A 9,418-nucleotide genomic window follows, 5' to 3' on the forward strand; every position below is an offset into this window, starting at 1 on the left:
CTGAGCGGTTATGCCCCGCCTCTGACAGTCCGCTTGTGACGGTGCGCGTCTGTACAACGCGGCTATGCCGGTCGGGGTGTCTGGCGGCGCTGCCCGGCCGCCAGGACGAAGGTCACGGTTATCAGCAGTGCCCACGCCCCGAACTTCGCCACCGACACCGGCTGCCAGCCACCGAGCTGGTCCGGATAGCTCCAGGCGCCCGCGTACGTCGCGATGTTCTCCGCCACCCAGAGGAAGAACCCGATGAGCACGAACGACAGGGCGAGCGGCATCCGGTAGCTGTGCGCGCCCACGCGGTAGCGCACGAACGTCCCGGCGGTTGCGCACAGCAGCAGCACGGCGAGCACCCAGCGGAGGTCGGGCAGCCAGTGGTGGCTGAAGAAGTTCAGATAGACCGCACCGGCGAGGGCGGCCATGATCCGCGGCCGGTAACCGTCCAGGCGCAGTTCGAACAGGTGCCAGGCACGGCAGACGTAACTGCCCACGGCCGCGTACAGAAACCCGCCGTACAGCGGCACGCCCGCGACCTTGGTCAGGGCATCCTCCGGGTAACTCCAGGACCCCATCCGCACCTTGACCAGCTCGAAGAGCAGCCCGATCAGATGGCATCCGGCGATGACCGCGGTGTCGCGGGCGCTGTCCCACCCGACCTTCCTGGCCAGCACCGCGAGCAGGACCCCGTACACCAGCACCAGGTCGTAGCGGGCGATCGGCAGGTCGTCGGGCAGGAGCCGCGAGACCGCGATGCCGCCGACGAGCGCGAACGCGAAGGCGCAGCAGCGGGCCTGCAGCCAGCCGAAGCGGATCAGCTGATGAGCGCAGCGCGAGATCATCCCCATGCCGGGACAGACGCCTGGAGCACCCCGCGCGGTTCGATGATCCTCACCTCGCGCGCAGCATCGGGCCGATGCCCACCACCATCAGCCCCGCCGCCGCGGTCCTCGGGGCGCCGCCCCGTCACGACAGGACCTAAGCCCTGTCCGGCCGATCTTGCCGGGTTCGCGCGCCCTGGCACGCACATCTGCCGCGTTGTCGTCAGTCGCCGACGCTCCGCGTCGGCTCCTTCCTCCGCCTTGCATCTGCACGCACCAGACCCCGCTCACTGATCCGGCCTGATCGACCGGACAGGACCTAGTCGATCACGACCTGGCCGTGGGCCGGCTTGCCCGGGCCGTCCTTCTTCTCCGTGCCCTTCTCGGGTGCCGCCAGGCGCGGAAGACCGAGCCGACCGTTGCCCTTCTCCGGGTGGTTGTCGGGACCGCTCAGGTTCTTCCTGACCGAGTCCAGGATCGTCAGCCCCTGGCCGACCAGGCCCGCCGCGATCTCGCCGAGGCCGTCGGCGCCGTTGAGCACATTGACATTCGCGCCGGCGAGGCCGCCCGCGGCCTCCTTCACGATCTGCGGCAGCTGGTCGATCAGCATCCGGTCCAGCGCCACCCGGTCGTACGAGGCGGCGGCCTCGGCCTGGATCTTCATCCGCTCCGCCTCGGCCACGGCCAGCACCTTGATCCGTTCAGCCTCGGCCTCGGCCGGCTTGACGATCTCGGCCACCAACTGCTGCTGGCGGAGCTGGGCCGCGCGCTGGGCAAGCTCAGTCTGCGCGGCGAGCACCTCCTGCTGCGCGTGCGCCTGCGCCAGCGGCCCGGCCTGCGCCGCCTTGGCCTGTGCGCGGTCCACCTCCGCCGAGTACTCCGCCTGCACCACCGCGGTCTGCCGGGCGTATTCGGCCTGGTTCCGCGCGGCCACCTGCTGCGCCTCGACCGACGCCTGGGTGGCCTGGGCCTGGGCGATCTGGGCCTGCCGCTGGATGGCCGCCTTGTGCGGAGCCGACATCGCGTCGATGTAGCCGACGTCTCCGTCGTCGATCGACTGGATCTGCAGCGAGTCCACAATCAGACCGATCTTGGCCATCTCGGTCTTCGACGTGTCCAGGACCTCGGCCGCGAGCTTCTGCCGCTCGGTGACGATCTCCTCGACCGTCATCGAGCCGATGATGGCGCGCAGGTGGCCGGCGAAGATCCGGCCGGTCAGCACCGACATCTGGTCCTGGTCGGAGAGGAATCGCTGGCCTGCGTTGATGATGCTCTCGGTGTCGTTGCCGACCTTGAAAGCGATCACGGCGCGGACGTTGAGTGCGATGCCCTGCCTGGTGACACAGGTCTCGGTGACCTCGGCCTCGCACATCGACAGTGTGAGGAAGCGGGTCTTGCGGAAGATGGGGAGCACGAACTTGCCGTGGCCTGTCACCACACGGAACGGCGCACCCCCCAGCCCACGCCTGCCTCCCGAGATCAGCATCGCCTCGTCGGGGGCGGGAACTCGGTAACCGAACATCGTTCGTCTCCTTAACCAGCGCCGACGGCGCCGCCGCCCAACGCATCCAACGGATCGGCCCACTCGATGACGTCTACGTGGCGATTGCCACGGGATCCGATCACGAGCACGGTCGCGCCCCTCGGCAGGGGTTCTTCGGACCAGGCGAGGAATGTCTCGGATCCGCCTCTGACCCGCACCAGAATCTCGCCGGGACCGGCCGAACCACGTGTGCCGATAAGCAGCTCTCCCGGACAGCCGATCACGGCCTCGTCCTGTGCCACTGGCGGCCGCCTCCCTCGTTCTGTTCCCTCTTTCAGACCTTAGTCCTGCTGGGATCATCGGCCTATCCTCGGGGGGTCCCACCTTGATCCAACAGGACACGCCCGACCCAGGTCACCAGGGAGACCGCTGGTCGGTGGCCTGTGTCCCGCCTGCATCGCGTCGGCTGACGATCAGGACCGTCTCATCTCTGCGCTCGCACGGAGCTTCGCGATGCCTTGGAGGCGGAGGCGACGGGAGATGTCGCCCGACACCAGCGGTGTCCGGGACAGCCTGCCGGTGCAGGCGGTCCCGGGGCCGTCGTCAGGTGCCGGCGGCGCTCACAGCCGGCAGAACAGCCGTCCCGCGTTGCGCAGGGAGTGGGCCGCGACCTGCTTGCCGAGGACCAGGCCGACCTCGTCGGCCGTGCGGGTGTGGATGCCCGAGAACACGCGCGCGTCCAGGTTCTCCTCGGACAGCTGGTGCCAGGAGGTGTAGGTGCGGGTCACCCCCGGGGCGGTGGGGCTGGTCATCGTGAACGGCGGCGTGCGCGAGGCGGTGAGCACCGAGAGGATCGTCTCCGCCGCACCGGCGTAGGTGTTGTGGCCGCTGGGGTATTCGGGGTGGGACGGTGCGGCGTGCAGCGACGTCCACTGGGGGTCGGGGTCGATCGTGCCGGTGCGGATGGCCGTGACCGGGCGCCAGCGCAGGTAGGTGTACTTGCTGTCGGACGTGGCGATCTGCGTGTCCACCAGGGCGACGTGGAACAGGGCCACCAGCCTGGCCTTCCCTGCTGTGGACGACGACGACCGGGACACGGCCACCCGCAGCGGCTCGGTGAACATCGGCAGCGAGCCGCCGAGCCAGAAGGTGGCGGTCTCGGTCTGTCGCTGGGTGCGTCGGGTGCTGTTCTCGGCACCGTAGGCACGGACCTCGGCCAGGTCGGTGCGGTAGCGCGCGGAGTCCAGGGCGGGCGGCGCGGGCACCCGGAACTGGTCCGCCCTCTCCAGCAGGAAGGGCCTGGCGAAGCGGTTGCCGTTCTGCTGGGCGGCTGCGAAGGCGGGCGGGGTCGGCTGCCACACTCCCGCTGTCGCTGGCGGCACAGTGAACGGCTTGTTCACCGAGGCCGGGTCCAGGCCGTCGTCCTTCCGGGACGCGAGCACCAGCCGCGCCTCGCGGGCACCGGCAGCCACACCGCGGGTCTCGGCCGGACCGTCGGGAATGCGGCCCAGTGTCGTGGCGAGTGCGGCGTCCAACTCCTTGGCGCGGGAGGGGACGAGGCTGACCAGCGCGTCGTGCACGGCGGAGGCCACGGCGGCGTCCTGGAAGTCGCGCCGGGCGACGCCGGACGGCACCGTTCGGGTGGCCCGCGCCGCCGCGAGCCAACTGATCGCCCAGGTACGGCTGTTGGTGATCTGGGTCTGGGCGCCGCCGGCCGCGACGGTCGCGGCCGTGGTGTCGTACCAGTCGAGCGCCACGGACGGACGCGGCCGCTGTTCGGCCGCCACGACGGGGGCTGCGGTGGCGGACGCGGCCAAGAACGCGGCCGAGCCCAACGCCACCGCGGTGGTGCGGAGGGGACGGGCCCTACGGCGGGTCTTCGCTGGATTCACTCGTACTCCTTCACGGATCGTTCGCTCCGAACGCCGAAGGAGTCCGGATGCCTGCGACCTCGGCGTTCACGGAAGCGATTGGTCCGATCCCAGCAGCGCGTCCCGCCCATGGCCAGGGTTACAGACCGTAAGGTCCAGAACTTTCGGGGAAGGCGTGGGCCTTTCGGTGAGGAGTGGGGCCGGGCGATCCCGATCGCAATCCGGTCGCAGTCCCGATCCCGATCCCGATCGCGAGGTTGCTCGGCGATCTTTCGACTGATGTGCTCCTGACGCTCGAAGGCGGCTGAGGGCGATCAACTCGCCCGCAGCATCAGACCGATGCCCACCACCATCAGCCCCGCCGCCGCGATCCTCGGACCGCCGAACCTCTCCTTGAAGAACACCGCCCCGATCGCGGCGCCGACGATGATCGAAGTCAAGCGTTGCTGAAGCAGTAATTAGTTGCCTGGTCAGGGCAGGGGTCGAGAGCGCGGGCAGTCAGAGCCGACGGTTCACGACGAGGCTGGGCGGGCTGACTCGGACTACTTCTCCATGCGGTAGAACACCTTGTCGCCGCGCGATTCCGCCCCGTAGGCCTCGTAGAAGGCCAACGCGGGCGGGTTGTCACCGTCGGCGGTCCACTCGATGCGGGAACATCCGGAGGCGCTGGCCGCATCCTTCAGCGCGGCCATGAAGAGTCCCGCGATGCCGCGGCGTCGTGCGGGCTCACGTACGTACAGCTCTTTCAGATACAGGGACGTGTCTGCTCCGGCGGCGGGCCAGAGGAACGAGAAGCTGGCGAGGCCAAGCACCTCCGACGCTTCGCGAGCGAGTAGAACCGTGGCGACGGGGTGATCGCCGAAGAGGGCGGCCGTGATCTGGTCGACGCTGCCCGGAAGGGCTTCGCCACCGTAGTAAGCCTCAATCTCCCCGAGGATCTCGGAGATCACTGCTACGTCCTCAGGCGTCGCCCGGTCGATCGTCACCATCGTCATCCGTCCCTCTCCCCGGGGGCAGCGCCAACACCTCGCGCAGTACCCGCATTTCCTGCACCGACTGTCGTGCCTTCGGCACAGTAGTCGTCAGCTCTTGGGCTCGGTAGATGATCAGGGCTGAGCGATGCGCCGACGGGAGGTTCACGATGGTGTCGGTCGCAAGTGTGGCGGCTCCTGCAAGATCGCCTTCGAATGCAAGGCACGCCGCTTGATCCAGGTAGATCAAGGCTCGGTCTGTGTGGTCTCCAGCGGGGTAGAGCTCCAGCGCGCGGGCCTGTTCGTCCCTGGCTCGCCCGATCTCCTTCAGGTGCGTCCACGCGTTTCCTGAATGAAACCGAAGCTGGGATTCGGAGTATCCGAACGCTGACCCGATGCGGTCGCCCGGGTCGAGCCGTTCCAGGGCTGTCGCTGCACTGGTCAGTGCGGCGGCCGCTTCGTTCTTGTGCCCCAGTAGGGCGTGTGCGCGGGCTTCAAGTGGTGCAGCGAGAGCCGGGCCAACGCAGGGCAGGCCGCCCGCCAGTTGCTGAGCGCGGCAGGCCAGTTCAACGGCGCCCTCTATGTCGTGGCTGTAGTAGAGCTGGTACGCCTCCTGGGCGTAGATCCATGACAGAGTCGCCCGGTCTTCAGCTGCTGCCGCGGCGGCCCGTCCCGTGCGCCACCAGTCACGACTCGACGGGTCCCCAAGCTTCAGCAGCGTGAGCGCCATGAGCCCGGACATCTGGGCCAGAGCCAACGTGAGCCTGCGCCGGACTGGTGGCGGGTGACGATGTGTCAGTACACGTTGTAGATCGGCTATGTCGCTGATCAACTCGGGCAGTAGGTCGCCTTCGGGACGGTAGCGGGTTGCCCGGCCGTAGCGGGCGACGGTGTATTCCCAGTCGTCCAGCCCGGCATCCGTCATAGCCCCGGCTGCAAGAGCGTCAGAGAGTCCGCGCTGTAGGGCGGCGGCCTGCTCCAGGGCTCTCATCTCTGGCCGAACAGCGGCAAGCGCGACGAGCTCTCCGCGCGCTCCCAACGCCTTGTCCAGGGCTGCGGCGAGTGGCGGTGTGGGGCGACGCTTGCCGTTCTCGAGGTCGCCAACCATCGTCTTGCTGCAATTCGCGAGTTGGGCTACGTCGCGAATTGAACGGCTGCCGCGCAGCCGTCGTAACGCTTCCCCGAATGCGTCTTCGGCCATTGGGCGTCCTCATGTCCGCAGTGTCCACAGCATTGCGGACGGCAGCGGACAGGATTCTCTCGGGTCCGGCCATCCACATCCGCAACGCTACTCCTAGGCACTGATCACGGATAGTGAAACGGAGATCGCCATGCCTGAGGACACGACGCTGAAAACGGGCGAACTCGCGCTGGACGTCCGCCAGCACGAGATCGGCCGAGTGATGGGGCACGTTGGCCCATACGTTCAGATGCGCCCGAAGGAAGGCGGTCGGGAGTGGGACGCGCGCCCAGAGGATGTGCAGGTCCTGGGCACTGACGAGTCGCCGAGTGAGGCGTGATGGCTCAGGTGATGGCGCTGAGGGTGCAGCGCGGGGACTGGGTGAGCGCGCACGGGCATTGGCGCGAGGTCAAGGCGGTGCGCTCTGGCCGGTACGCCTCAGGCGGCCCACTGGTGGTGCTGATCTTCAAGTCGGGCCCTTCGCTGCGGGTGAATGCGGCCCACGTACTGACGGTGGAACACCGCGGCAGGGCTGCGCGAGGTAGCAGGAAGGAAGGCGGCCGTAATGGCTGAGCGGACAGTGTGGCGGTTCGTGAACTGGGTCTTGCAGCTTGACACCTCGGGGAGCGGGCCGATCTATGAGACCGAATGCACGACGTGCGGCGAATCCTCAGAAGCCGCTGAAGACAAAGAGGCACCAGAGGTGTGGTGCTTACAACACGCGGGCCGTTCCGGGCACACGGGATTCCGCGCACTAACGACCACATTCTTCCGGGCGACGCAGGTTGAGAGTGGCGGTGCGGACTGATGAGGCAGCGATTATGCGCCATCGGAATAGTCGTCTTCTGGATCGCTGTGTACGTGCCATTGGCGGTGATCAGTGATCCCTGCTCGCACAGCTTCTAACTTCCGGCTCTCATAGACCGGTTGCGTGCCATTTGAACCACCCACGGCGACCGATTCGGGTCAGGGTCGCGCATCACAACCGCATACGAAGACCGGACCACCCCTCGCCTGGAAGCAACCGGGGTGGTCCGGCAAGGAATCCCATGATCAGGACCCTGGTGCCGATGGTACCGGGGCCGCCGTCGTGCCCACGATCGGTGATCCCCTGAAGGTCGCAGTCAAGCCAGTACGCGGGGAAGGGACTTGAGACAGATGCATGACCCAGAGGACGCGGGTTTCGAGAGCGAGCCGTTCGATCCTGACGACGTGGTTTGGGTTCGCGGGGTGGACTACGTCGCGGGCTGGCGGGACGCGACCGACGCCGGGAGGGGGCTGGCGGCGGCGTTGGCGGCGGCTGGATTCGATACGACGGGGCTCGAATGGCGGGCCAGGACGAATGGGGACGGGTCCGGGGCGGTGCGTCTTGTGCTGTCGGCGGCAGCGGCTCATGACGTGGCGGCACTGGTGCGGGCGATTGCCCGGCTGGGCAAGGTCGGCTGAGCCATGCGCTGCATGTGGGCGGACAGGGCGGGTGCCGCCTCCTGTCCGGGGAGTCAGGCGCTCTTGGGCTTCCTGCCGCTGGTCTTCTTCGCGGGCGTCTTGCGTGCCGTGGTCTTCTTGGCGGCAGCGCTTTTCTTGGCCGTGGTCGTCTTCTTCGCGGCCTTCTTCTGCGGCATCTCGTGCACGGTGGCGCTCTCGCCGCTTTGGCCGCGCGATTCCTTGGCCGCCTTCACGGAGGCGTTGAGTGCGGCCATGAGGTCGACGACTTGCCCGGCCGGCCCGGGCTCGCCCTCCGGCTTGGGCAGCTGCTTGCCCGCGGCCTTGGCCTGGATGATCTCTTCGAGGGCTTCGCGGTAGTGGTCGGTGTATTCGGAGATGTCGTCGGCCGCCATGGCTTCCATGAGCCGGACGGCGGAGTCGATCGCGGAGTCGTCCAGCTCGATGGTCTTCGGTGTGAGTTCGGTGGGGTCGCGGATCTCGTCGGGCCAGCGCATCGCGTGAAGGACGATCGCGTCCTCTCTGATCCGCAACAGTCCGAGGCGTTCCCGGTTGTGCCAGGCGAACTTGGCGACGGCGACCTTCGCGCTGCGCTCCAGAGCCTTGCGCAGCAGCACGTAGGGCTTGGCGGCGACGGCTCCGTCGGCGGCCAGGTAGTAGGAGTCGCCGATGCGTACCGGGTCGATGCTGTCGGCGGGCACGAACGCGACGATGTCGATGGCCTTCGCTGTCGGCAGCGGCATGCTGTCCAGGTCTTCGTCAGTGACCTCGACGAGCGTGTCTCTGGAGAGCTCGTAGCCTCTGCCGATTTCGTCATTGCTCAGCTGCTTGCCGTCGAGCTCGCACACCTTGCGGGTGCGGATCCGGCCCTGGTCTTCCAGGTGGTACTGGTGGAAGTGGATCGAGCGGTCCTCGGTGGCGGGCAACACCTTGATGGGGATGGTGACCAGGCCAAACGAGATCGCACCGCTCCACACGGGCCTCGGCATGGGGAACCTCCTCCACCTGAGAGCACCAGCGTAAAACGCCACAAAGGCCACAGCATGCGCAGCGATAACACGCGCGTCCACTGCGCAAGAAATCGAACACATGATTGAATCTGGTCTATGGCCGACACCGCCTTTCCGCCCGACCTGGTGCAGGCTCAGCGCGACTGGCGCCGCACCTATGGAGAGCTCGCCGATCACCAGGAGGACCACGCCACGGTGCTGCGTCGTCGTCTGCTGCGGCGGTCCACCCGCCCGCTCTGGCACCCGTTCCGGGCAGGCGTGCCGCTGGCGGACCCTGATGTCAGCGAGAGCCGCTGTGCTCGCCCCCGGCCACGTGTTGTAGTCCGCTGCCCAGGCAGGTCAGTCCCTACAGGGCCCTTCGAGAAGGGGCCCGCAGACTGGCGAGGTTGTTGCGGGTGGTGAGGGTGTTGGGGTGGTCGGGGCCGAGGACCCGCTCGAAGTCGGCCAGCACCTGCTCGCCCAGGGCGAGGGCCTCCTCGATTCGCCCGACATCGGCATAGGAGACGATGAGGTTGTTGCGGGAGCGCAGGGTGTCGGGGTGGTCGGGGCCCAGGACCCGCTCCCGGTCGGCCAGCACCCGCTCACGCAGGGCGAGGGCCTCCTCGATACGCCCGACATCGGCATAGGAGTTCGCCAGGTTGTTGCGGG

The 9,418-nt window shown here is 67.9% G+C and carries 11 protein-coding genes and 1 pseudogene; 3 read left to right on the plus strand and 9 right to left on the minus strand.

Translation table 11 applies throughout. The features are described from left to right. Window positions 1-62 precede the first annotated feature (62 nt). The 7 genes and pseudogenes from ACI2LP_RS13925 to ACI2LP_RS13955 form a co-directional block, all read right to left on the minus strand. Window positions 63-839, minus strand: a complete 777-nt coding sequence (locus tag ACI2LP_RS13925; RefSeq protein ID WP_404724751.1) for a DUF817 domain-containing protein — start codon at window positions 837-839, stop codon at window positions 63-65. A 292-nt stretch (window positions 840-1,131) separates the two neighbouring features. Then, the gene (locus ACI2LP_RS13930; protein ID WP_404724752.1) at window positions 1,132-2,334 is read right to left on the minus strand and encodes an SPFH domain-containing protein; all 1,203 of its coding nucleotides are present in this window, start codon (window positions 2,332-2,334) and stop codon (window positions 1,132-1,134) included. An 11-nt stretch (window positions 2,335-2,345) separates the two neighbouring features. Continuing rightward, the gene (locus tag ACI2LP_RS13935; RefSeq protein ID WP_404724753.1) at window positions 2,346-2,597 is read right to left on the minus strand and encodes a hypothetical protein; all 252 of its coding nucleotides are present in this window, start codon (window positions 2,595-2,597) and stop codon (window positions 2,346-2,348) included. A gap of 318 nt (window positions 2,598-2,915) precedes the next feature. Next, entirely contained in the window at window positions 2,916-4,187 is a 1,272-nt protein-coding gene (locus tag ACI2LP_RS13940) for a vanadium-dependent haloperoxidase (RefSeq protein ID WP_404724754.1), read from the minus strand. A gap of 293 nt (window positions 4,188-4,480) precedes the next feature. Next, window positions 4,481-4,609: pseudogene (locus ACI2LP_RS13945) on the minus strand (EamA family transporter); the annotation flags it as partial. Window positions 4,610-4,708: 99 nt separating this feature from the next. Beyond that, window positions 4,709-5,155 (minus strand): GNAT family N-acetyltransferase, encoded by a 447-nt coding sequence (locus ACI2LP_RS13950; RefSeq protein ID WP_404724755.1) that lies wholly within the window; start codon window positions 5,153-5,155, stop codon window positions 4,709-4,711. Further along, window positions 5,127-6,338 carry a helix-turn-helix domain-containing protein gene (locus ACI2LP_RS13955; protein WP_404724756.1) on the minus strand — a complete coding sequence of 404 codons (1,212 nt, stop codon included), beginning with the start codon at window positions 6,336-6,338 and terminating at the stop codon, window positions 5,127-5,129. The genes ACI2LP_RS13950 and ACI2LP_RS13955 overlap by 29 nt, the downstream gene beginning before the upstream one ends. A gap of 130 nt (window positions 6,339-6,468) precedes the next feature. Between ACI2LP_RS13955 and ACI2LP_RS13960 the strand changes: the two genes are divergently transcribed. The 3 genes from ACI2LP_RS13960 (at window position 6,469) to ACI2LP_RS13970 (ending at window position 7,763) form a co-directional block, all read left to right on the plus strand. Beyond that, window positions 6,469-6,657, plus strand: a complete 189-nt coding sequence (locus ACI2LP_RS13960) for a hypothetical protein (RefSeq protein WP_404724757.1) — start codon at window positions 6,469-6,471, stop codon at window positions 6,655-6,657. Then, complete coding sequence (locus ACI2LP_RS13965; RefSeq protein WP_404724758.1) at window positions 6,657-6,890, plus strand: hypothetical protein; 234 nt, start codon at window positions 6,657-6,659, stop codon at window positions 6,888-6,890. The genes ACI2LP_RS13960 and ACI2LP_RS13965 overlap by 1 nt, the downstream gene beginning before the upstream one ends. Window positions 6,891-7,475: 585 nt before the next feature. Further along, window positions 7,476-7,763, plus strand: coding sequence for a hypothetical protein (locus ACI2LP_RS13970; protein WP_404724759.1), 288 nt, complete (start codon window positions 7,476-7,478; stop codon window positions 7,761-7,763). A gap of 53 nt (window positions 7,764-7,816) precedes the next feature. Here ACI2LP_RS13970 and ACI2LP_RS13975 read toward each other — a convergent pair whose 3' ends face one another. Then, entirely contained in the window at window positions 7,817-8,749 is a 933-nt protein-coding gene (locus ACI2LP_RS13975) for a Ku protein (protein ID WP_404724760.1), read from the minus strand. Between the two features lie 367 nt (window positions 8,750-9,116). Continuing rightward, a partial coding sequence (locus tag ACI2LP_RS13980; protein ID WP_404724761.1) for a tetratricopeptide repeat protein occupies window positions 9,117-9,418 on the minus strand: 302 nt, incomplete at its 5' end.

It is taken from the genome of Streptomyces sp. NPDC019890, assembly GCF_044903445.1.
Taxonomy (GTDB): domain Bacteria; phylum Actinomycetota; class Actinomycetes; order Streptomycetales; family Streptomycetaceae; genus Streptomyces.

What these genes read in the sequence shown, in the direction of transcription:
- ACI2LP_RS13925 (WP_404724751.1), bottom strand. Translation starts at nt 839, where the DNA reads ATGGGGATGATCTCGCGCTGCGCTCATCAGCTGATCCGCTTCGGCTGG.
- ACI2LP_RS13930 (WP_404724752.1), bottom strand. Translation starts at nt 2,334, where the DNA reads ATGTTCGGTTACCGAGTTCCCGCCCCCGACGAGGCGATGCTGATCTCG.
- ACI2LP_RS13950 (WP_404724755.1), bottom strand. Translation starts at nt 5,155, where the DNA reads ATGGTGACGATCGACCGGGCGACGCCTGAGGACGTAGCAGTGATCTCC.
- ACI2LP_RS13960 (WP_404724757.1), top strand. Translation starts at nt 6,469, where the DNA reads ATGCCTGAGGACACGACGCTGAAAACGGGCGAACTCGCGCTGGACGTC.
- ACI2LP_RS13965 (WP_404724758.1), top strand. Translation starts at nt 6,657, where the DNA reads ATGGCTCAGGTGATGGCGCTGAGGGTGCAGCGCGGGGACTGGGTGAGC.
- ACI2LP_RS13955 (WP_404724756.1), bottom strand. Translation starts at nt 6,338, where the DNA reads ATGGCCGAAGACGCATTCGGGGAAGCGTTACGACGGCTGCGCGGCAGC.
- ACI2LP_RS13975 (WP_404724760.1), bottom strand. Translation starts at nt 8,749, where the DNA reads ATGCCGAGGCCCGTGTGGAGCGGTGCGATCTCGTTTGGCCTGGTCACC.
- ACI2LP_RS13970 (WP_404724759.1), top strand. Translation starts at nt 7,476, where the DNA reads ATGCATGACCCAGAGGACGCGGGTTTCGAGAGCGAGCCGTTCGATCCT.